Consider the following 23,051-nt stretch of genomic DNA (forward strand, 5'->3'; position numbering starts at 1 on the left):
GAGTTTGCAAATATTGAGGGTATAGAAATGGCAAACGAGAGTAATGAATGGGCTAAAAATGAATTTGGAGATGCTGTACTTGGAGATAAAAGATTAACTGACCGATTAGTAAAGATTGCTGATAGTTTGATAAGTTTACCTGAAAGCTCAATTAATGAGGCATGCGGAAGTTGGTCAGAAGCAAAAGCAGCATATCGTTTTTTTCAAAATGAGAACGTAAAAGAAGTCGATATTCTAGCTTCACACATTGATAAAACAGTTGAAAGAACAAAAGCTCATAAAAGAATTCTTGTGATTCAAGATACAACTTATATTTCATACTCAAGCCATAAGCGGATTGGGAACTATTGCTGGAAAAGGAGCAGTAATGCATACAGCCCTTGCTGTTAGTACGGAAGCTGGGAATACTGGATCAAAAGATTTACTCGAGGCAACTCATTTCTGAAGAAGAAAAAAGACTAAAGAGCCATCGTAACAACGTTCATATTGAGGATAAAGAAAGTATGAAATGGCTAGAAAGTTTAAAGAAAACAAATAATATTATAGATCTGGCCCAAACCGAAGCTATAACTGTATGTGACAGAGAAGCAGATATGCATGATTTTTTTGAACTTGCACATAATCTTAACTCAGCAATTTTAGTAAGAGCTCGCCACAACAGAAATGTAAATAAAAAATTCATGCATACCAGGAACAAGCAAAAATTATGGTCATTTATCCAAGGCCTCCCTTGCGCTGGAAAAGTAGAAGTTGAAATCCCTGCTAGAGATAACAAGCAAAAAAGGACAGCGTTTTTAGAAATTAGATTCGGAAAATTTATCACATGAAGGCCATATAAAATGTAAAGAAGGTCACATAAAATATAAACCGACAGCATTATTCAGTCTACAACTTCACGCAATTCATGTTGTTGAAAAAAACTCTCCTCCCGAAGCAAGTCCTCTAGAGTGGATGCTTTTTTCCGGTCAGTACTTTTGAAGAAGCTGTTGAAAAAGTTAGTTGGTATTGTTTGAGATGGAAAATAGAGATATTGCATAAGATTTTAAAATCTGGTCTCAAAGTTGAGGAATGTAGACTTGGAACAGCAGAAAGATTAATGAGGTATTTATAGCTCTTCTCATAATAGTCAGAACAAATCATAAAAAAGCAGAATCAACAGCTTGACGGAAAGACTGAAAAATAGGGATATTTTTTCTAGCTCTGTTCTTTATAGCAAACCAATGATGCTCAATTTCGTTAAAGTCTGGAGAATATGGAGGAAGATAAAGAATTTCAGCACCTACTCCTTTAGCAAGATCATCGATTTTTTTAGATTTATGGAAAGCAGCGTTATCAAGAATTACAGTTTGGCCAGACCTTAAAATTGGAGTCAAAAACTGCTCAAACCAAGCCTCAAAAACATCCTTGTTGCAGTATCCCTCAAAGGTCAATGGAGCAATGATTTTCTTTTTATTTAGAGCTGCAATCATACTGACACGCTGAGTTTTTTTACCTGATTTTAGTGAATGAAACCTCTCTCCTTTTCTGCAATATCCGTATGGGTAGTCTTCTGTATTGTCTATCCCAGATTCGTCAATATATACAAGATTTTCAGGATATTTTGTTGCTATAACCTTTGCAAATTGAGCTCGCTTTTCTTCATTTCTTTCTTTATATCCGTAGGTCTTTTTTTCTTGTAAAGCCAATATTTTTAAGTGCGCGGTGAATCGTTTGTCGACTGATATTGCCCCAGAGTTTAGCCATCTCTGACTGAGTTTTGCCGCCATGGTTTTTTGCAAATTCGGTGAAGACATTCCAGTCGGTAATTTTATGGTTATATCCTACGCTTCCAGGCTTTTTTGACTGAAAATCTCCTGTTTCCTCACGCCTTTTCTGCCACTCATATAAAGTCGTTTTTCCAATTTTAAATCTCTTGGCAACAGTTGCTCTACTTTCTCCCTCATCCAATGCTTCCATTGCTTTTTTCCTTAAGTCATAACTATACGCTGCTGGCATACAAACCCCACTACCATAAATCCATATCTTACCTTATTTGGATTATTATGAGAAGAGCTATAACAGTCATGAGCATTATTGCTTGGAGAATTTTCTTTATTACATCAATTGCAAGAACTAACCCAACATTACCATGTACTGCCTTATTAGCTGAGGAAGAATGGAAAGTTTTATATGTTAAAATACACAGGAAACCATGTCCAAATATAGCCCCTACTATAAAAGAAGCCGTTTCGTGAACTTGGAGGTCATTTAGCAAGAAAAAGCGACCCAAAACCAGGACCAATTACTCTTTGGAAAGGGTGGAGACGTCTCTTTGATCTAGCAGAAGGATGGAGACTTGCTCATGAACCTCATATTTGTGGGTAATAGTAAGGTTTCTAAGGGAGGGAGTAGTAGTAATACTGCTTCCTTACCTGACCAGTTTGCTCGTGATAAAGGTTTTGAGAAACGAGCTCAACTATATGCTGCTAAGGCTTACTCAAGGCAAGCTGATAAATCTGGTAAGTACATTGATTTAAAGAAGGTTTTCTTTATTGCTATCTCTAATTGTAATTTATTTCCTGATAAGCTTGATTATATATCCAGCCACACTATAAGAGATGAGAAAACCAATGAGCATGACTTAAAAGATTTTCAATTTGTATTTATTGAACTACCTAAATTTCCTAAGAATAAGGAAGAACAGCTAGAAAGCATAGTGGATCGTTGGTTATTTTTCTTCAGTGCGACCCGGAAAGCCGTGGTTTTGTGATGGTTAAATTCCATCTTCCCTAGACATCGGGGATAATGTATGTCTCACATTTCAAAGGATGGCAACCTTTGGGATGCAAGCATGAGATAAAAGCAGGTAACACTAAACCTCATGGTGAATCCCTGCAAACAGAGTTAGATATGATTACGAGAGGAACCTATGTTTGAATTGTCGTCAAAGCATAGTATGCGAAAAGAGGTTGAACTACGCATAGACAAAAATGGTACGAAGCAAAAGGGGAACTAAAGATTGAAGACTTTAGTTATTGATGTTCCCAGCTTCCGGCAAATAGTAGGAATCTAAGTTTAACGTGAAACGAAGCTATGGAACGGAGTAACCACATAAAAGCTCTTATATTCATTAAATATAAGTAGGTAGCCAACCACAAGCTGCTATGTGGAAGGATTGTTTAAGAAGCTAATGCACAAAGTAATATCTGGGATATGCAGACGTAAACACTTTAATTTGGAAGGTAAAGTGGTGAATAGTAGTGAATATGTTATGGACCAGCAAAAAGCTAGGTATGAATGGAATGGAATTCCTTGGCGAAAGCTGAAGAAATCTTCATTTAAGCTACAAAAACGAATTTACCAAGCCTCTAAATGTAATGATATCAAAAAGATGCATAATCTTCAAAAATTATTGCTCAAATCAACAAGTGCAAAAACACTCGCTGTTAGGAAAGTAACACAGGACAATAGGGGGAAGAAGACTGCAGGTATTGATGGAAAGGCTAATCTTAATCAAAAAGAAAGATTACAACTATCATATTCTTTAGATATAAAAGAAAAAGCAAAGCCATCAAGACGCGTCTGAATCCCAAAACCTGGTAAGCCATCGGAGCATCGCCCGCTTGGTATACCTACTATATCACAAACACTTGTAAAAATGGCTTTAGAACCAGAATGGGAGGCAAAACTTGAGCCAAACACTTATGGTTTTAGACCTGGTAGATCATGTCATGATGCAATTGAAGCCATATTTGATGTGCTAAAACAGAAAACAGCATATGTATTAGATGCTGATATTTCTGGATGTTTTGACAATATTAACCATAATAAACTGCTTGAAAACCACACCAACGTTAAAGAAAATCATAAGAAGATGGTTAAGGGCAGGCGTTATGGAAGATGGAAAGTTTCAATCCACAAAACGTGGTACAATTCAAGGAGGCACCGTTGCTAGCTTGTGTTGCATTACACGGATTAGAGCAACATGTCAAAAAAGCATTAACAAACGAACTCTTTCAATGCATGAAAAGAAAATATGGTAGGATATCGCATAAAAACGCGCAAAAGTCTATTAGTGTAATTTTCTACTGTGATGATTTTGTCATCATACATGAAAACGAAGAGATTATTCTTAAAGCAAAAATTTTAGTTGAAGAATGGTTAGAAACCATTGGACTAAAATTAAAGCCCTCTAAAACAAGAATTTCTCATACATTAAGAACCATTGACGAAACAAAACCAGGATTTGATTTTCTTGGATTTTCAATAAGACAATATCCAACAAAAGAAAGTAAAAAAGGTTACACATTATTAATAAAACCAAGTCGTAATTCTATAAAGCAGCATACATTTGCTATTAAACATAAACTTAGAGAAATGCGTGGGGCGCCACAGGAAGTAATAATAAGGAATCTCAATCCAATAAACAGAGGATGGAGTCAATATTACTCTTCGGTAGTTTCATGTAAAATCTTTAGCTCATTGGATAATACTATACATAGAAAGCTCTGGAAGTGGGCAGTCTTTAGGCACCCAAACAAAGGGAAATGCTGGATAAAAAGAAAATACTTTAAAAAGTATAATAACGATAACTGGCGTTTTATGACAAGTAACAAGATACATCTTATTATACACAGCGATCATGTTATTAAACGACATATCAAAGTGCAAAAAACCAGATCTCCATATGATGGTGATTGGGTATATTGGGGTAATCGTCTTAGAGAAATACCAGATAAGCCATCGAGAGTAATAAAACTATTGAAGTTACAACAAAGTAAATGCGGTAATTGTAGACTATGGTTTGAAAGTGATGATATAATAGAAATACATCATAAAGACCGGAATAGACGAAACAATATGATCAAAAATTTATCTTTGTTACATGGGCATTGTCACGATGAATTACACAGGAGGTGTGCATGACAAGCACCAAATTAGAGAGAAGCCGTATGAGGCGCAAAGTCTCACGTACGGTTTTGAAGTCGAGTGAGGAGGGGCGACCTTCTTCACTTAGACAACAGTATGCAGATGAAACTACAGATGAAGACCTAAGGAATATAGCAGAAAAATCACCAATAATAAAGTTAGCCTACGATGAATTAGACAGGTTTAGCTGGAATGAAAAAGATTTAGTAGCATATGAAGAAAGAATAATGGATCTGCGGAAAGAAGAAGCCATTCTTGAATACAAACTTGAGGAAGGTATAGAGAAAGGAAAAATCGAAGTTGCAAAAAATTTACTTAAAGCTGGTGTATCTGTTAATTTAATAGCTGAATCCACTGGCCTTTCTCAAGCTGAAATTGTACAGCTTAAGCAAGAAGTGGCCTAAGTATCACGTTTTTCAGGGCTTTTTTAGCTCGGCAGTGGTCTGAAAAGTCCATTTTTCACTTTATAAAATGTTTATATTTTACCACCTACTTTATTTGAATAAGTTCTTCTGCCACACTCTGAACGGATACTTGAATCAGGCTCAAGTTGACAAGTAGATGTTATCTTGTTATAATAAATATTTATTAATTTAATCTTAACTTAAGAGGGTATTTATGGTAGCAAGTGATAGTGTTTTAAAAAGGTATGCGTTAGCCTATATAAAGAAATTAGGTAATAATAATAATATTGAAGGGTTTCTACAGTATTGTAATAATACACCGAATTTAACTTGGAGCAAGGAGAATTTTAAAAATGTGTATGAAGAATTTACACATCCAAATTCAAGCAATAGGCACGATACAGGAAGCAGAAATGATCAATATAACGCAGGGAATAACGCACAACCTACAGGCTCTCAGATTACACATATACATGTACACAATAGAGGTTTAGACTTTTGGGATTATTTGCTATTACAATGCTGGATGGATTCTTTATTCGGTGGACGTGGTCACACTACGGTTAATAATATAACGAATATTAACAATGGTAATACCACTCATCAAGGGAGAGAAGAGAATAAAAAAGAATCAGAAGACAGTAGAAAGCTATTAGCTTTGGGTATAGTAGCTGCAGTTGTGTGTGTTGCTTTCCATGCTGGTATGTGTTTTTGGTATAACAGCAGCAGAAAAGTGGCTAGAAAAGAAGAAAAAATAGATTACCTGGATAGTAAATTTAAAACGTTCAGAAATATAGAATTTGCGGTTGGCGTTGTTTCTTTGGCAGCTTTGGTAGCTTGTGCTGTTTACCCAGTCTTACCAGTGTGGGGTTTAGCTATCCTTGGCGTTAATTCTCTCGTATGTTTTGCTGGTGGTTTAGCTTTTCATATGAAGCATGAGGAAGAATCAGAAAATATCGAGAAAGCTAAAGGAGTGGTAGATAGCTGTCTTAGACAAGGGCATGGTTATGGAGATTCTTCTCGTTATGATGCACCACCTCCTTACTTTTCTCAAGATCCTAATACTACTCCAACTGCTCCTCCTCAAAATGCATTTGATAATCCTTATTTGCAACAGAAGTTTGGGAATTGTAAGGGGTTCACGCGTGATAAAAATTAACAGTTTTATTTTTAGCCAAATTAATTGAATCAAGCTACAAAACCTGCTAAAGTTAACTTTGTGAAAGCACCCTTAGCTCAGTTGGATTAGAGCATTTGACTACGGATCAAAAGGTCGGGCGTTCAAGTCGCTCAGGGTGCACCACATTTTATAGGAAATAGAAGTCACACTTGAAATTAATATATGTAATACCTATCTTTAAAGGTTAAGCACTAAACTATTATATATGAGCAAAAAAGACTACTATGATCTGCTGGAAGTAGGCAGAAATGCCAGTATTGATGAGATAAAAAAAGCGTATAAAAAATTAGCGTTAAAATATCATCCTGATAGAAATCCTGGCAATCAAGAAGCAGAGGAAAAATTTAAAGAAGTAACAGCTGCATATGAAGTTCTGTCTGACTCTGAGAAAAGAGCAGGCTATGACCGTTATGGCCACGAAGGTGCTTCTGGTGGATTTCAAGGCTTTAGCTCTGCAGGAGATTTTAGCGACATATTCAATGACTTCTTTGGTGGAGGATTCGGTGGTGGTGCAAGTAGATCGAGAGCAAAAAGAAGTACAACAGGAGTATCTGGAGCAGACCTACGTTATGATCTTGAAATTACCTTAGAAGATGCATTTAAAGGAATACAAGCGCCTATACATTATGTGACAAATGTAAAATGTGATACATGCCAAGGCACAGGTGGCGAAGGAGCAATTAAACCAGTTCAGTGCCACACATGCCAGGGAAGCGGTAGGATTAGAACTCAACAAGGCTTTTTTACCATCGAAAGAACATGTACTACATGCTATGGGGAAGGAGAAATAATACAAAACAAATGTAAGAAATGTGGTGGAAGTGGACGTAGAAGAGATGAAGTAAATATATCCGTTTCAATTCCAAAAGGCATAGAAGAAGGAGCTAAGGTAAGGATAAGTGGTAAAGGAGAAGCTGGAACAAAAGGTGGAAAAAGTGGAGATTTATACGTATACGTGAAAATAATTTTCCATAAAATCTTTGCTAGAAATAAAGCAGATTTACACTGTAAAGTGCCTATAAGAATGACACTAGCAGTGCTTGGTGGTGAAATCGATATTCAATCAATTGATGGAGCTAAAATAAAAGTAAAGGTCCCTGAAGGCACTCAAACTGGTACCAAACTACGTTGTAGGGAAAAGGGTATGCCATATATGAACTCACATGCTCGTGGTAATTTATATGTACAGGTAATAGTTGAGACTTTAAATCCAAAAAATTTAACTAAAAAGCAAATTGAACTATTAAAAGCGCTTGAAGAAGAGGAAAATGCAAGTGTACAACAGCAATCTGAAGGGTTTTTTAGTAAAGTAAAAAAAAAATAAGAAATCTGCTAAATGACATAAAGGGGTAACTGTTTACGGGTTTTCATTTAATCCTGCAATTCTTTGACCTTATTAATGGAAAACTTAACAATAGTGTTATTATTAGCCAACAGAAACTTCTTAGTTCCTTAAAACTATGTAAAAGCAATAAATTTCTTTATTTAAGGTCGAAGTTTTGCTATTCTCAGGTTTTAATAATTTAAATTTAATGAATATAAACAAAAATGAGTTTTTATTTCTTCCGCTTGGGGGAGTAGGAAGAATCGGGATGAATGTTAGCCTATATCATTACCAAGGTAAGTGGATTATGATCGACCTTGGTGTTGGTTTTGCAGATGAAACTATGCCAGGTGTTGAGCTGCTCATTGCTGATATAGATTTTATTGCTCAAAGAAAAAAAGATTTACTTGGAATAATAATTACACATGCACATGAGGACCACTGCGGTGCAGTGCCCCACTTGTGGGAAGAGTTGCAGTGCTCCATATATACAACAAAGTTTACGGTTAATTTTCTTAAAGAGAAACTAAAAGAATTTCGATTGGAAGGTATAGTGCCTGTGAAAGAGGTAGACATAAATGGCAGCATAAATTTGGGTCCTTTTACCGTCGAGTTTATAAATGTAACTCATTCAATTCCTGAGGCAAATTCAATATTAATTAGCACTGAAATGGGTAGTGCACTCCATACCGGAGACTGGAAATTTGATCCAAAACCTGTTGTTGGATTAACTTCTAATATGGAGCGTCTAAAAGAAATTGGCGATAAAGGTGACCTGCTTGCAGCAATTTGCGATTCAACCAATATATTAAGCAAGCATCACCCTGAGTCAGAAGGTGAAATTTATAATAATATTTATAACATAATAAAGCGGTCTAAAAAATTAGTTGCTGTTTCGCTATTCGCTTCAAATGTGGCACGAATTGAAACGATAAGCCAAGCTGCAAAAGCACTAAATAGAAAAGTAGTTTTACTTGGTAGATCTTTATGGAGAATAGTGAAAGTTGCGCAAGATAGTGGTTATTTAACTGATTCTCCTCAGTTTCTTGAAGCAAAGGAAGCAGTAAATTTTCCAAGGGAAGAACTGGTGCTACTTTGCACAGGTTGTCAAGGTGAGCCACTGGCAGCTACCGCAAGACTTGCTGCTAAGAGTCATCAAGCATTTAAAATGCAGCAAGGTGATACCATGATCTTTTCGTCAAAAATCATTCCTGGAAATGAAACTCGTGCGCACAACATGCTCAATGCCTTTATTGAGATGGGGGTAGAAGTTATTACTGAAAAAACAGAGCATGTTCATGCTTCTGGGCATCCAACAAGAGAAGAGCTAAAGGAAATGTATTCTTTAATAAAACCGAAGATGTCTATTCCAGTTCACGGCGAATATATTCACACGCATGCACATGTAAAATTTGCTAAAGAGTGCGGTGTGGCAAAAGCAATAATGATTGCACCAGGTGATATTGTTAATTTGGAGAACGGAGAAAAGGTTGATTCAATTGATGTTGACTACTTTGGTATTGATGGTATGTTGCTACGTCATCCGGAGAGCAGTGTTATAAAAATGCGTAAAAGAATGAGAGATGCCGGAGTTATTGTGGTAACAGCAGTTGTAAACAAGAAAAATAAATTGCTTGCTAAACCAAAAGTATTTGTACCTGGTGTTTTTGAAGTGCTAGAAGATGCAGCTACCATACAGAAAATTGTCAAGAAAGTTGAGTCGTTGTTTAGTTTGCAGCCAACAAAAAAAATTAAAAATAAGATTGAAAGTTCAATATTGAGTATCTTAAAGGAATATTTACTAAAAAGACCTATAATTGAGGTTCAGATAGAACAGGTATGAAATGAATGAAGCTATTCGTTCATCTGGTGTTATTTATTTCGTTATTTATTCCTTATTTTACAAAAGCTGCTTTATATGTTGATATAAAAAAAAGCAGTGTTGGTAACATTGGTCTTGTTGTATCTAAATGTACATGTAAAACAGCGTTGGAAAGCGAATTAAGCGAAAATATTGCAAAGGTAATAGGAACAAATTTATCTAATTGTGGCTTATTTAATGTAAAACGTGGCGCGGAAGCTGAATCTAAATCTTGGAAAAGCGATACTGTAGTCACAGTAAGTTTAAGCGAAATATCTGGTAGTGCATTAGAGCTATCATTTCGTTTATTTGACACTTTTACAAAAAGAGAATTACTTACTCAGTCAGTTGTTTTTCCAGCAAAAGACTGGAGAAAAATTGGTCACCTCGTTTCGGATGTGATACATGATAGATTAATTGGTGAGAAAGGGCACTTCAACACAAAAATCACGTATATCGCTGAAGAAAAAGATAGCAACTACAAATCTGTGCGTAAAATTGCTGTGATGAATCAAGATGGAAGTAATATAAAATACTTAACAAATGGCGATAGATTTGTGTCAACACCGAGATTCTCACCAAATGGAAAGGGCATTGTTTATATCTCGTACGCAAATGGTAAAAGTTATATAATATTAAAAAATTTAAAAGATAACACTGAATCAATAATCAGCGCATTTGAAGGAGTTGTTTCTGCACCAAGATTTTCTCCCGATGGTAAATCTCTTTTAATTTCCCACTCATTGGGTGGTGAAACGAATATATTATCTTTGGATTTAAGTAGTAAACGAACAAAAAAAATTACTAAAGGTTCAGCTATAAGCACTTCTCCCTCTTTTTCTCCAGATCAAAAGTATATGGCTTTTAGTTCTGATATAAGTGGGAGTCAGCAACTGTACGTTATCGATTTTACTAACAAAAGTAAAAAACCTAAAAGAATTAGTTTTGGAAGTGGAAGATATGCTACGCCTGTTTGGTCGCCAAAAGGAGATCTGATAGCTTTTACAAAGATTCAGTCAGGAAAATTTTACATAGGAGTTATGAAGCCAGATGGCAAAGAAGAACGTCTGCTTTCAGAGGGGCATAAAATTGAATCCCCGGCATGGCTACCAAATGGTAGAGAAATCATTTTTACAAGAACAGAATCACCAAGCAACTCTAAACTATATTTAGTAGACTTAGTAAAGAAAAATCAAAAAATGGTTTCCACTCCCACAAATGCTTCTTTACCGGATTGGTCTTATTTTTGAAAGTAGATCTATTATAGATTTGATATGAGCCTTATTTTACTTTAATCGCTTATAACCTTTGGCACTACGAAATACCCATGCTCAGGTTTTGTATTGGACAATATCTCTTTTTTAATGTTTTGAGAATTTATAACATCATCGCGTACATGAATGTCCTTGTCTATGCTGCCATAACGCATAGGAGAAACACCTTCAGTATTAACTTGCAATAAAGTATCATGTATCCAATCCAGCATTGTCAGTTCTTTGGAGTAGTGATCAATCTCGTCATTTGATAACTTAATCCTTACAAGCTGTGCAATTTTAAGCATTTCTTCTTTGGTAATTGTTATTTTTCTCTTATTTGCAAATTCTATTAGTGAAGTAATAACGTCTTCTGTTGACTTAGCTGGCATCTTTACCTCCTTGGATAAAGTGAGTTAAAATATCTACGACCGAAACAACTTCTATTTTACCAGTTTTTTCAAATTTGTGAAGTATGGTATCCGTAATCACTAATTTATCTAAAGAAGAGGAAGAAATTTTCTCAACTGCACTTCCTGAAAGCACGCCATGTGTGATGCATGAAATTACGGACTTTGCTCCGTGGCCTTTTAAAGCAAGAGCTGCATTACACAATGTTCCACCAGAGTCAACTATATCATCAACAATGACACAATTTTTATTTGCAACTTCTCCTATTATGTTCATTACTTGAGATGTGCCTGCTTTCTCCCTATATTTATCTACTACAATAATCTTATCATTTAACCCTATCTTGTACTTTTCCTCTAAAGTCTTTGCAAAAGCACGTGCTCTGCCAATTGCTCCAACATCAGGTGCAACAATTGCCAAATTTTCTGTGTGTATAGAGTCAACAAATGCTTCAAAGCAGTTCAAATTAGTTATCGGTACATCAAAGAATCCTTCAATTTGACTTGAGTGCAAATCAATAACTGCAACACTACTTGCACCTGCAGTTTGAATAAGATTTGCAACTAATTTAGCACTTAAAGCAGATTGCATATTATTGTTCTTGATAATTCTATCTTGTCTGCTATATCCATAATAAGGAATAATTACTACTATCCTTTTGGCTCCTAATCTATTTACTGCATCAATTATAAGCAGAAGCTCCATAAGGTTATCATTCACAGGGGGAGAAAGAGATTGTATTATATATACTTCTTGATTATATAGATCATTTGCTACTTCTACATTTACCTCACCATCGGTAAACTTTGATATCCAAGCAGAGGATGGTTGAACATCTAGCCGGTTAACTACTGATTCCCCTAATTCCTTACTAGCATTACCTATTATTATCTTCATAACGCACTAATTGAGTTTTTAAGATTATACAGAAATTGTGAAATAATTGAAATGTAAGTGTCTTTATCTAGCATTCTTGTCGGTGAATTAGGTACCTCTTGTACAATGACCTGTCATTTTCACGCGTTGTTTCAATATACAGACCCAAATTGAAACAACTATACAAAATCCTGCTTATGTTTCAAGATAAATGACTTTAATGAAATATAATTTATCTAGTCATTTGTATCTGCTAACATACTACACTTCCCATTGTAGAGCCTCTGCAACTTACTGAAATTTATAATCGCTTTATAAAACGCTTTATACTCTTTGCTTAATTGGAGGCGCTACCTCTGCACTTTCTGCTCTGTCTAGGGTACTACTTGGTTTTTCTGCAGTAATTTTTTGAATGCTACCATCTACCTTATTCTTGATATCTGCTCCATATGATCTTAATACTTCAATAGCTTTCTCGTTTCCACTATTCAGCGCAATATCCAAAGCATCCATTCCATCATTATTTTTGTGGTTGATAAAATTCTCTAACTCAAAGATTTTTATATATTGCTCAATGATGAATTCTACCACTTTTCCAGGGCAATTATTAGCGGCAGAAAAGAGTACTGCATTGTTATTATTGTCTTTCTTTGTTACATCTGCTTTGAGCTTGTCTATCAAATACTTGATAATTTCTATTCTGCTATCATCTTCTGCTTCAGTGCACTGCCTAGCAGCTAAAAACAGAGCTGTTCGCCCATTATTGTCCACATCTTCAATATCTTGTCCCTTATCAATTAAGGCTTGTATTATATTTTTATTCCCATACAAAGCAGCAAAGTGAAGAGGAGTATACCCTTCGGTACTTTCTCTTTCATTAATCAATGCACCATGGCTAGCTAGTAATTCTATAAATTCTGGCGTATTTGCAAAAACTGCAAAGTGCATTGGTGTTAGATCATCTTTACCATGATTTTGAGTTTTTGCATTAACGTTTGCTCCATTTTTTATCAGCAATTTTGCTATTTCTAATTGTTTGCGTCCGATGGCAATATGCAGTGGCGTACGATTGCGTTCATAATGATCATTGACGTTTGTACCACACTTTATTAGTAGTTCTGCAGCTTCAATATTACCTTCCTGAATTGCAACGTATAAGGAAGCATATCCATCTTTTGTTTCCTCTGTCATACGAAATTGCGAACATGTTAGTTCATATATTATTAAGGATTATTATTAAGTTTTTATTAATACAATATTAATGTAGCGGGATGACGAGCTTATCGTCATCCCGCCGCGAACCGTCATACCACTGCGAACCGTCATACCGCCGCGGTATCTCTAGATCCCGCTAACAAGCAGCGGGATGACGGTTTTTCAAATTATCGTAAGTCAGTTTAGCTATAGCTACAAGTTTCATTCTTCCCTTACAAATAACTTTACTGCGTCCTTTTTTCGGATTCAGAATTAGCAAGAAACGTTCTTGTAAGGTGGTCTACTAAAATTTTGCTTTATAAAACAATGTCTGAGCTATGCAATTAATACATTGTCAACACAACTGACTTATAAAAGCAAATCTATAACCTTAAAAAGAAGAGAGGAAATATTATGTTTAGTTTAAGAAAGATCTTGGGAAGAAAAATAACTTATCAGGTAAATGATTCGAAATTGAAAGAGAAAGATGAAAAAAGTATTTTAAAATTAGCATCAAAAATAGAAGGCAAAAAAAGTAGCATTGCTGAAGAACTAGAAAAAATATCTAAAGAGAAAAAACAAAGGATTCTTACTACGGAAGTAAGCAAACATCGGGATAAAGAACCAACTGTTACACCACTTGCTTATGCTATACTACGTAAAGATAGTATAGCTGTTGAGAAAATGTTAAAAGTAGCTAAAGAAACCGATACTCTGAAAGACATTCTTGACGCAACAACAATTATAAAATGTCCAGATGGTCAGGAAGAAACTTACACACCACTTACTTATGCCATATTATGTAAAAATAGCAAAGCTATTGAAGAAATTTTAAAAGTCTCTAAGGAGAGCGGTATTCTGAAAGATATTCTTGACGCAACAACAACTATAAAATATCTAGATGGTCAGGAAGAAAATTGCACACCACTTACTTATGCCATATTATATAAAAATAGCAAAGCTATTGAAGAAATTTTAAAAGTCTCTAAAGAAAACGATATTCTGAAAGATATTCTTGACGCAACAACAACTATAAAATATCCAGATAGTCAGAAAGTGACTTACACACTACTTGCTTATGCTATACTACGTGAAAATAGTATAGCTATCGAAGAAATTTTAAAAGTCTCTAAAGAAAACGATATTCTGAAAGATATTCTTGACGCAACAACAACTATAAAATGTCCAGATGATCGGAGAGTAATTGTTACACCACTTGCTTATGCTATATTTTACGAGAATAGTCAAGCTGCAAAGGATATTTTGCAACAAGCCGAATTGAGCAACCTTTTAAAGAGTGTTCTTAGTGTAAAAATAATTAATGATGATTCATTAATTTACACACCACTTATAGCTCTTCTCATAATAGTCAGAACAAATCATAAAAAAGCAGAATCAACAGCTTGACGGAAAGACTGAAAAATAGGGATATTTTTTCTAGCTCTGTTCTTTATAGCAAACCAATGATGCTCAATTTCGTTAAAGTCTGGAGAATATGGAGGAAGATAAAGAATTTCAGCACCTACTCCTTTAGCAAGATCATCGATTTTTTTAGATTTATGGAAAGCAGCGTTATCAAGAATTACAGTTTGGCCAGACCTTAAAATTGGAGTCAAAAACTGCTCAAACCAAGCCTCAAAAACATCCTTGTTGCAGTATCCCTCAAAGGTCAATGGAGCAATGATTTTCTTTTTATTTAGAGCTGCAATCATACTGACACGCTGAGTTTTTTTACCTGATTTTAGTGAATGAAACCTCTCTCCTTTTCTGCAATATCCGTATGGGTAGTCTTCTGTATTGTCTATCCCAGATTCGTCAATATATACAAGATTTTCAGGATATTTTGTTGCTATAACCTTTGCAAATTGAGCTCGCTTTTCTTCATTTCTTTCTTTATATCCGTAGGTCTTTTTTTCTTGTAAAGCCAATATTTTTAAGTGCGCGGTGAATCGTTTGTCGACTGATATTGCCCCAGAGTTTAGCCATCTCTGACTGAGTTTTGCCGCCATGGTTTTTTGCAAATTCGGTGAAGACATTCCAGTCGGTAATTTTATGGTTATATCCTACGCTTCCAGGCTTTTTTGACTGAAAATCTCCTGTTTCCTCACGCCTTTTCTGCCACTCATATAAAGTCGTTTTTCCAATTTTAAATCTCTTGGCAACAGTTGCTCTACTTTCTCCCTCATCCAATGCTTCCATTGCTTTTTTCCTTAAGTCATAACTATACGCTGCTGGCATACAAACCCCACTACCATAAATCCATATCTTACCTTATTTGGATTATTATGAGAAGAGCTATACTTATGCTATACTACGTAAAGATAATATAGTTGTTAAGAAAATATTAAGAGTAGCTAAAGAAAACGGTATTCTGAAAGACATTCTTGACACAACAACAACTATAAAATATCCAGGTGGTCGGAGAGTAACTGTTACACCACTTGCTTATGCTATATTTTGCGAGAATAGTCAAGCTGCAAAGGATATTTTGCAACAAGCCGAACTGAACAACCTTTTAAAGAGTGTTCTTAGTGCAAAAATAATTAGTGATGATTCATTAATTTACACACCACTTACTTATGCCATATTATGTAAAAATAGCAAAGCTATTGAAGAAATTTTAAAAGTCTCTAAGGAGAACGGTATTCTGAAAGATATTCTTGACGCAACAACAACTATAGAATATCCAAATGGTTGGAGAGTAACTGTTACACCACTTGCTTATGCTATACTACGTAAAGATAGTATAGCTGTTGAGAAAATGTTAAGAGTAGCTAAAGAAACCGATACTCTGAAAGACATCCTTGACGCAACAACAATTATAAAATGTCCAGATGGTCAGGAAGAAATTTATACACCACTTACTTATGCCATATTATGTAAAAATAGCAAAACTGTTGAAGAAATTTTAAAAGTCTCTAAGGAGAACGGTATTCTGAAAGATATTCTTGACGCAACAATAACTATAAAATATCCAAATGGTCGGAGAGCCGCTGTTACACCACTTGCTTATGCTATATTTTACGAGAATAGTCAAGCTGCAAAGGATATTTTGCAACAAGCCGAATTGAGCAACCTTTTAAAGAGTGTTCTTAGTGTAAAAATAATTAATGATGATTCATTAATTTACACACCACTTACTTATGCTATACTACGTAAAGATAATATAGTTGTTAAGAAAATATTAAGAGTAGCTAAAGAAAATGGTATTCTGAAAGACATTCTTGACACAACAACAACTATAAAATATCCAGGTGGTCGGGAGGTGACTTACACACTACTTGCTTATGCTATACTACGTAAAGATAGTATAGCTGTTGAGAAATTGCTAAGAGTAGCTAAAGAAAACAATATTCTGAAAGATATTCTTGACGCAACAACAACTATAAAATATCCAGGTGGTCGGGAGGTGACTTACACACTACTTGCTTATGCTATACTACGTGAAAATAGTATAGCTATTGAAGAAATTTTAAAAGTCTCTAAAGAAAACGATATTCTGAAAGACATTCTTAGTGCAACAATAACCATAAAACATCAAAATAATCAAAAAGTAACTGATAAGTTACTTGCCGCATTACATGATCGCAAAGTTATTCAAAAAATTTTAGACATAGCTAGAGAAAACGATATTCTGAAAGACATTCTTAACGCAACAACAACCATAAAATATCAAGATGGTGAAGAAAAAATCTGCGCACCACTTACTTATACAATATCATGTCAAAGCAACGAAGTTTTCAATATAACAAGAGCTATAAATCAAGATGGTCAGGAAAAAACTCACATCCCATTTCCTACCGTTTCCGTACTTGATGAAAGAGAAACTGAATTAAAATTAAAAGAAAAAAGACAAAGTAGAAGAGATGAGGGATTAAATTTTAACAATGGTAGTAGTGACAAAAATGTTGAAATAAAAGTTAATGGGGATATCTTGTTGCAGCATAGTAGTGGAACTAAAAATGAAATAAATCATACTGCTGTACGTAATGATGTAGGGGGGATAAAGCCTCTAATAGAAAGTAGAGTAAATGTTAAAGTACAGAATATAAATGCAGTGATTGCAACTTCTGTGACATTTAAAATGATTGCAACTTCTGTGACACTTGAGTTGGTAGCTAGTAAAATAACATGTGTACTGTCAAAACCCACCACTAAATTGGAAGAAGTAGCTATAACATATTTTCAAGGTTTAGCACTATATTTGTGAAACTTAATTTATATGTGCTAAACAAGATGCTGATTAGTTTTATAGCTAACCCAAGAAAGGTTTCCCTACGTCATACCGCCGCGGTATCTCTAGATCCCGCTAACAAGTAGCGGGATGACGATTGTCGTTTAGCCATAAATATTTAAGAAATTTACCAAATAAAAAAAAAGGCAAAAGAAGCCCTGGGGTTATTATCTGCTTTAAAATATTGGCGTTTTTTATGTTTTAAACGCTTGACAAGCAAGATTTAGCTGCTTTTAATTGCAACTAACCTATGCTGCAAATGTTTAAGAAATTTACCAAGCAGAAAAAAAGACAAAGAATCCCCGAGTTAGCTAGTCTTTTACTATCTCTGTCGAGTATTGGCATTTTTTGATGTCTTGTAACGCTTTATAAGCGCGTTCAGCTTATTTAGATAAAAATCTAGATGTAGATGAAGTTTTGTAAAGACATACAGTATCTATATACTGCAAAAAATTGAACATAAGACGCCGATACATTAAGTAATCCTTACCTTTTAATCTGCAGATTGGCGAAAGCAAATACAATAGCTTCAGTTTCATGATAAGGGGGCTGGCGGAGTTTGTCAAGGAAGTTTTTCGTTTCTGTGAACCACCTGCTAACCGACAGCTAACATTAACTACCGATATCGTATCTGAAGAAGCCCCCTGGCCATTCTAAAAAATTTAATGCTGAGTACACCTTACTTTTGGCTTCCTCTATAGTGCTCCCTTCTGCTACTATATTTAGCACTCTTCCGCCATCGGAAACTAAGTTACCACTTTCATCGAATTTAGTACCAGCATGAAACACCAACACACCAGGAATGCTTTCAATCTTATCTAATCCTTTAATTACTTCTCCCTTTTGATAATCACCCGGATAGCCTTTACTTGCAACAACTACACAAACTGTAGATTTGTTGTTAAGTTCCACCATTTTGACATTTAACTTTCCTTCTGCAACTGACAACATCAATTTTAACAAATCGCAATTTGAATCAAATCTAGGTAATATAGATTGCGTTTCTGGATCACCGAATCTAACGTTATACTCGAGAAGTTTTGGGCTATCTTTGCAAATCATTAAACCAGCAAAGAGTACTCCTTTATAAGACGTACCCATGTTAACCAATGCTTGAGCTGTAGGGTATATTATTTTTTGGATAATTTTTTGCTCCATGTCCTTACTTATAATTGAAGGTGATGAGTACGACCCCATACCTCCAGTATTTTGGCTTTCATTACTTTCATCAACTCTCTTATAATCTTTTGCACACCCAAGAGTTACTACTTTCAACCCATCAATAAGAGCAAAAAAACTTACTTCTTCTCCAACTAAAAACTCTTCTATGATTATTTCTTCACCTGATTCACCAAATTTTTTCTCCACTAGCATTGAATTTATTGCTGAAAAAGCTTCGCTTTCTGTATTACATATCACCACCCCTTTTCCTGCTGCAATTCCATTTGCTTTCACTACAAGTGGAAACTTTATTTTATTGCTACGTACAAAATCTTTAGCTAACCCTTCATCAACAAAACACTCGTACTTGGCAGTTGGTATACCATATCGTTTACATAGTCCCTTGGTGAAAGACTTCGATCCCTCAAGTTTTGCAGTTGCTTGACTTGGAGCAAAAACATTTATTCCCTCTGCAACTAAATCATCAGCAAGCCCATCAATTATTGGTTGTTCTGGACCAATAACAACCAACTCTATATTTTCTCTCTTGCAAAATTGTGTAACATCCATTGAATTTTGAATATTTACATCCACAAGAGCCCCAAGATCTTTCATAGCTTGGCGACCAGGAGTTACATATAACTCAGTCAAGATAGGAGATTTTTTTAGAGCCCAAAGTAGAGCGTGCTCACGCCCACCAGAACCTATAACCAGAACCTTCATCTTTATTTCCTCGCTTTTCTATATGTCAAAATTATTATTTGCTTATAACAGTATCATTACTCATGTATTTTTGCAACACGTTTGGTATTGCAATCGACCCGTCAGAATTTTGATAATTCTCCATTATGGCAATAATCGTTCTTCCTATAGCTAAAGCTGAGCCGTTTAAAGTGTGAATATATTTTTTCATCTTTTTATCAGTTTCTGAAGAGTATTTAGTGTTCATCCTTCTTGCTTGAAATGCACCACAATTTGAGCAGCTTGATATTTCTCTATATTTATCTTGCTCAGGTAACCATACCTCTATGTCATAAGTCCTTTGTGCAGCAAAACCCATATCACCACTGCAAAGCAGCATTACTCTGTATGGCAATTCTAATTTTTTTAATATCTCTTCAGCAACACTCGTCATACGCTCAAGCTCATCATTTGATTGGTCTTCAGTTGTGATGCTTACCAACTCCACTTTACCAAATTGGTGTTGCCTTATCATGCCCCTGGTATCGCGACCTGCACTACCTGCTTCTTTACGAAAGCACTCCGAATATGCAGTAAAGCGAATAGGCAGTTCTTTTTCTTCCATTATTTTGTCAGCAACTAAATTTGTTAAAAACACTTCACTTGTGGGAATCAACCTCAATTCGTCGGTAGTTAAATACGAATCGTCAGAAAATTTCGGTAGCTGACCAACATTATACATAGCCTCGTTTTTCACCAAAGTCGGGTGGTACAGCTCAGTATAGCCAAATTCATTAACATGCATTTCAAGCATAAAATTTATTAGCGCTCGTCCAAGCTTAGCTAACTGTCCTTTTAATATCGTAAATCTTGATCCGGAAATTCTCGCCGCTTGTTCGAAGTCCATTAAACCTAATTTTTCTCCGAGTTCATAATGAGATTCTGGTACAAAATCAAACTGTCTTTTTCCTCCATATCTTCTCACCTCTAAATTAGAGTTCTCATCTGCGCCTATTGGCACATCTTGCGCAGGAATATTCGGCAAGTTAGATAAAACATTCACTAACTTATCCTTTTCTGCTTGTTCTTTTAAGCTGATTGCCTCTATCTCATTTGTGATGCTTTTTGACAACTCTATTTGCTCTTCACAGGGGCTCTTGCTCATTTTAAGCTTTTTTATTTCCTCTGTGATTTCATTGCGCTGCCTATTCAAATCCTGCAGTTTAGTGGTTAATGATCTTTTCTCGTGATCGATTTCTAATATCTCTTCCGCAGTAGATTCTCTAATTCCCCTGCTTTTCATTGCCTTTTCAAATCCTTCAGGGTTTTTGCGTATATATTCTATATCGTGCATATATTGTGCTATTACTAACATTGTTACTGTACTCCAAAAGCTCTTAATATTCAATATTTTCTCATACTACTAAAATTATTATGGTTGATTTTTTTGTTAGAATTTGTTAAAATTTAATTAACTTAGCGTTCATAGGGTGTAGTATGTTGGGCATTACAAAAAATAATCAGAAAGAGAGCACTTACTTTGCTGGTGAGGAATTCGTTATCTACGCTACTTGTGTATGCCTAGCAGCCACATTCGCTGCTGGCTGTTTAGGGGCGGTAATAGGATCCCCTCTATTGACCTTTCCACTTGCTATGCTAATTTCTCATCCTGTGATTTGGATTATAATGGGAGTAGTTCTTACAACAGCATACAAATTAGCGAAGAACTATATTAATGGAAAAAGAGCAAGTCAAGGTGAGCAAAAAACTCAAGATGGAGATAGTGGTATTGTACCAGGAAGTGAACCCAATTCAAGGAACAGTAGTCGTAGAAGCTCTTTGGATAGTGGTTTGGGTGGTAAAGAGTTTCACGAAGATTTGGACACTCTTGTGCATCAGACAAACAGAAAAAACTATAGTTACTGGTTAGATGATAATGACATTACACATATTGCAAGAGTTGTATATGGGTACTCACAAAGTGAATATAGTAATAATAATGTCTATTTTCTTGCCCCTAGCTATTCTAATGGTTGGGACGAACTCACAAAAGAATTTCTTCAGAATTATAGAGGTGAATTCAAACAAAATTCTAAATTGATATTTACTTCGGTTCTTCATATTAACAATAATCATTGGGTAACTTTGGTTATTAAACCTGATGCAGGTGATAAAAAATTTAGAGCTTATTACTGTGACTCATTTGGTAATCAATTGCCAGATAATGTGCTAAATATTGTTAAAAGAGAACTGCAAAAAGAGGAATGGGTATTAGACATAAGAATTTCCCCAACTAAGCAGCAAAGTGACGGGTATAACTGTGGAATATTTGCGTTAGAAAATGCTCATAAAATTACACAAATGCTTAACGAAGACAAATCATTTGACGAAATTGACAAAAAGTTATCAGAATATAAATTTGATTTGAATGAGAAAAGAGAAGAATTTACAAGAGCGCTTATGGAAGATGAGAAATGTAAGGAAGATCTAAGAAATCGTAAGCGTCCGCCAAGGACGAAAACATCTCAGTCTTCTATTTCAAGGGAGAATGCAAGTTTGTGTTGCATTATGTAATCAATGAAAAATTACCATTGACCTTATGCCCCTCCAAATAGGAAATTTGACAATTGATTCTCCAGTTATTTTAGCTCCAATGTCTGGAGTGACTGATTATCCGTTTAGAAGTATTGTGAAGAAACTTGGTGCAAGTTTGTTAGTTTCAGAGATGATTGCAAGCAGAGCTATGATTATGCAAACTCGCCAGAGTTTGCAAAAAGCAAAAGTCGATGCATTAACTGCTGTGCAGCTTGCTGGGTGTGAGCCAGATGTTATGGCGGAGGCTGCAAAATTAAACGAGGACATGGGAGCAAAAATTATAGACATAAACTTTGGTTGCCCTGTTAAAAAAGTTGTAAACGGTTATGCAGGATCAGCGCTAATGCGTGATGAGAAAAAAGCCGCTGAGATAATTGAAGCTGTGGTCAAAGCAGTGAATATGCCAGTTACGGTGAAAATGCGCACTGGATGGAACGATGAAAATCGCAATGCCCCGAGACTTGCGAAAATTGCCGAAGACTTAGGAGCAAAAATGATCACTGTGCATGGAAGAACAAGAGCGCAGCTTTATAATGGTCAAGCAGATTGGAAATTCGTTAGAAATGTTAAAGAGCAAGTGAAAATTCCAGTTATAGTAAATGGTGATATTAAAAATTTAAATGATATTCAGAATGCTCTCAAAGAATCTGGAGCAGACGGAGTGATGATAGGTCGTGGTGCCTACGGTAAACCTTGGCTGATTAATCAAGCAATGAACTTTCTCAGTGGAAGTGAAACTTCTGAGCCAACAGCTTCAGAGAGATTAAGCATCATACTCGAGCATTACGACAATATTCTTGAGTACTATGGAAATGACACAGGAATAAAGATGGCCCGCAAACACATAGGTTGGTACAGTAGCGGGCTTCAAGGCTCATCTGAATTTCGTGTGAGAGTAAATAACATGACAGATAGCACAGAAGTGAAAGAAAATATTATTGGCTTTTTTGGTCAAGAGACACACTAGCT

At 35.4% G+C, this 23,051-nt stretch carries 18 protein-coding genes, 1 tRNA gene and 4 pseudogenes; 16 read left to right on the top strand and 7 right to left on the bottom strand.

The features are described from left to right. Nucleotides 1–27: 27 nt before the first annotated feature. Nucleotides 28–1,108: pseudogene (locus OPR28_RS02915) on the top strand (IS4 family transposase); the annotation flags it as partial. A 28-nt stretch (nt 1,109–1,136) separates the two neighbouring features. Here the strand turns inward: OPR28_RS02915 and OPR28_RS02920 are convergent. Beyond that, a protein-coding gene (locus OPR28_RS02920) for an IS630 family transposase (protein ID WP_265023237.1) occupies nt 1,137–1,995 on the bottom strand; the annotation gives its coding sequence in 2 pieces (ribosomal slippage) (nt 1,137–1,671 and nt 1,670–1,995; 861 coding nt in all). A 47-nt stretch (nt 1,996–2,042) separates the two neighbouring features. Here OPR28_RS02920 and OPR28_RS02925 point away from each other — a divergent pair. From OPR28_RS02925 to OPR28_RS02975, 11 genes and pseudogenes are all read left to right on the top strand, one after another. Beyond that, nucleotides 2,043–2,364, top strand: a pseudogene (locus OPR28_RS02925) (IS4 family transposase); the annotation flags it as partial. Between the two features lie 52 nt (nt 2,365–2,416). Then, nucleotides 2,417–2,749, top strand: a pseudogene (locus OPR28_RS02930) (PD-(D/E)XK nuclease family transposase); the annotation flags it as partial. A gap of 480 nt (nt 2,750–3,229) precedes the next feature. Continuing rightward, nucleotides 3,230–3,565, top strand: a complete 336-nt coding sequence (locus OPR28_RS02935) for a reverse transcriptase N-terminal domain-containing protein (RefSeq protein ID WP_209473178.1) — start codon at nt 3,230–3,232, stop codon at nt 3,563–3,565. Then, nucleotides 3,566–3,934, top strand: coding sequence for a reverse transcriptase/maturase family protein (locus OPR28_RS02940; protein ID WP_209473350.1), 369 nt, complete (start codon nt 3,566–3,568; stop codon nt 3,932–3,934). Next, nucleotides 3,928–4,905: a group II intron maturase-specific domain-containing protein gene (locus OPR28_RS02945; protein ID WP_264711499.1), complete on the top strand. Its 978-nt coding sequence runs from the start codon at nt 3,928–3,930 to the stop codon at nt 4,903–4,905. Before OPR28_RS02940 ends, OPR28_RS02945 begins: the two co-directional genes overlap by 7 nt. A 95-nt stretch (nt 4,906–5,000) precedes the next feature. Further along, nucleotides 5,001–5,312, top strand: a pseudogene (locus OPR28_RS02950) (Rpn family recombination-promoting nuclease/putative transposase); the annotation flags it as partial. Between the two features lie 214 nt (nt 5,313–5,526). Next, nucleotides 5,527–6,471: a hypothetical protein gene (locus tag OPR28_RS02955; protein WP_265023470.1), complete on the top strand. Its 945-nt coding sequence runs from the start codon at nt 5,527–5,529 to the stop codon at nt 6,469–6,471. A 66-nt stretch (nt 6,472–6,537) separates the two neighbouring features. Beyond that, a tRNA-Arg gene (locus OPR28_RS02960) sits at nt 6,538–6,615 on the top strand. Nucleotides 6,616–6,697: 82 nt separating this feature from the next. Then, entirely contained in the window at nt 6,698–7,816 is a 1,119-nt protein-coding gene (dnaJ, locus tag OPR28_RS02965; RefSeq protein WP_265023471.1) for a molecular chaperone DnaJ, read from the top strand. A 208-nt stretch (nt 7,817–8,024) separates the two neighbouring features. After that, entirely contained in the window at nt 8,025–9,659 is a 1,635-nt protein-coding gene (locus tag OPR28_RS02970) for a ribonuclease J (protein WP_012673044.1), read from the top strand. Nucleotides 9,660–9,664: 5 nt separating this feature from the next. Continuing rightward, nucleotides 9,665–10,927, top strand: a complete 1,263-nt coding sequence (locus OPR28_RS02975; protein ID WP_015588777.1) for a Tol-Pal system protein TolB — start codon at nt 9,665–9,667, stop codon at nt 10,925–10,927. Nucleotides 10,928–10,968: 41 nt separating this feature from the next. Here OPR28_RS02975 and gatC read toward each other — a convergent pair whose 3' ends face one another. From gatC to OPR28_RS02990, 3 genes are all read right to left on the bottom strand, one after another. Further along, the gene (gene gatC, locus OPR28_RS02980) at nt 10,969–11,322 is read right to left on the bottom strand and encodes an Asp-tRNA(Asn)/Glu-tRNA(Gln) amidotransferase subunit GatC (RefSeq protein ID WP_015588776.1); all 354 of its coding nucleotides are present in this window, start codon (nt 11,320–11,322) and stop codon (nt 10,969–10,971) included. Next, nucleotides 11,312–12,238 (bottom strand): ribose-phosphate diphosphokinase, encoded by a 927-nt coding sequence (locus OPR28_RS02985; RefSeq protein ID WP_264707096.1) that lies wholly within the window; start codon nt 12,236–12,238, stop codon nt 11,312–11,314. Before OPR28_RS02985 ends, gatC begins: the two co-directional genes overlap by 11 nt. Before the next feature lie 303 nt (nt 12,239–12,541). Beyond that, the gene (locus OPR28_RS02990; protein ID WP_265023472.1) at nt 12,542–13,408 is read right to left on the bottom strand and encodes an ankyrin repeat domain-containing protein; all 867 of its coding nucleotides are present in this window, start codon (nt 13,406–13,408) and stop codon (nt 12,542–12,544) included. A 417-nt stretch (nt 13,409–13,825) separates the two neighbouring features. Here OPR28_RS02990 and OPR28_RS02995 point away from each other — a divergent pair, with 417 nt between their 5' ends. Continuing rightward, nucleotides 13,826–14,818: a WD_0033/WD_0034 family tandem repeat-containing protein gene (locus OPR28_RS02995; RefSeq protein ID WP_265023473.1), complete on the top strand. Its 993-nt coding sequence runs from the start codon at nt 13,826–13,828 to the stop codon at nt 14,816–14,818. On the opposite strand, the gene OPR28_RS03000 is transcribed toward OPR28_RS02995, so the two are convergent. Beyond that, nucleotides 14,791–15,649 (bottom strand): IS630 family transposase gene (locus OPR28_RS03000; protein ID WP_265023237.1). Its coding sequence is split into 2 segments (ribosomal slippage): nt 14,791–15,325 and nt 15,324–15,649, totalling 861 coding nucleotides; the frame shifts between segments, so codons are not numbered across the junction. The genes OPR28_RS02995 and OPR28_RS03000 overlap by 28 nt on opposite strands. 37 nt (nt 15,650–15,686) lie before the next feature. Between OPR28_RS03000 and OPR28_RS03005 the strand changes: the two genes are divergently transcribed. Next, nucleotides 15,687–17,621 (top strand): WD_0033/WD_0034 family tandem repeat-containing protein, encoded by a 1,935-nt coding sequence (locus tag OPR28_RS03005; protein WP_265023474.1) that lies wholly within the window; start codon nt 15,687–15,689, stop codon nt 17,619–17,621. Nucleotides 17,622–18,257: 636 nt separating this feature from the next. Here the strand turns inward: OPR28_RS03005 and purD are convergent. Both purD and serS read right to left on the bottom strand, forming a co-directional pair. Further along, the gene (gene purD / locus OPR28_RS03010; protein WP_265023475.1) at nt 18,258–19,529 is read right to left on the bottom strand and encodes a phosphoribosylamine--glycine ligase; all 1,272 of its coding nucleotides are present in this window, start codon (nt 19,527–19,529) and stop codon (nt 18,258–18,260) included. Between the two features lie 34 nt (nt 19,530–19,563). Then, nucleotides 19,564–20,841, bottom strand: coding sequence for a serine--tRNA ligase (gene serS, locus OPR28_RS03015; protein ID WP_265023763.1), 1,278 nt, complete (start codon nt 20,839–20,841; stop codon nt 19,564–19,566). Nucleotides 20,842–20,984: 143 nt separating this feature from the next. Here serS and OPR28_RS03020 point away from each other — a divergent pair, with 143 nt between their 5' ends. Both OPR28_RS03020 and dusB read left to right on the top strand, forming a co-directional pair. Continuing rightward, complete coding sequence (locus tag OPR28_RS03020) at nt 20,985–22,061, top strand: C48 family peptidase (protein ID WP_265023476.1); 1,077 nt, start codon at nt 20,985–20,987, stop codon at nt 22,059–22,061. A gap of 25 nt (nt 22,062–22,086) precedes the next feature. Continuing rightward, the gene (gene dusB / locus OPR28_RS03025) at nt 22,087–23,049 is read left to right on the top strand and encodes a tRNA dihydrouridine synthase DusB (RefSeq protein ID WP_010962313.1); all 963 of its coding nucleotides are present in this window, start codon (nt 22,087–22,089) and stop codon (nt 23,047–23,049) included. Nucleotides 23,050–23,051 lie beyond the last annotated feature (2 nt).

Origin of the sequence: Wolbachia endosymbiont (group A) of Epistrophe grossularia, assembly GCF_947251435.1 — a bacterium.
Lineage (GTDB): Bacteria > Pseudomonadota > Alphaproteobacteria > Rickettsiales > Anaplasmataceae > Wolbachia > Wolbachia pipientis.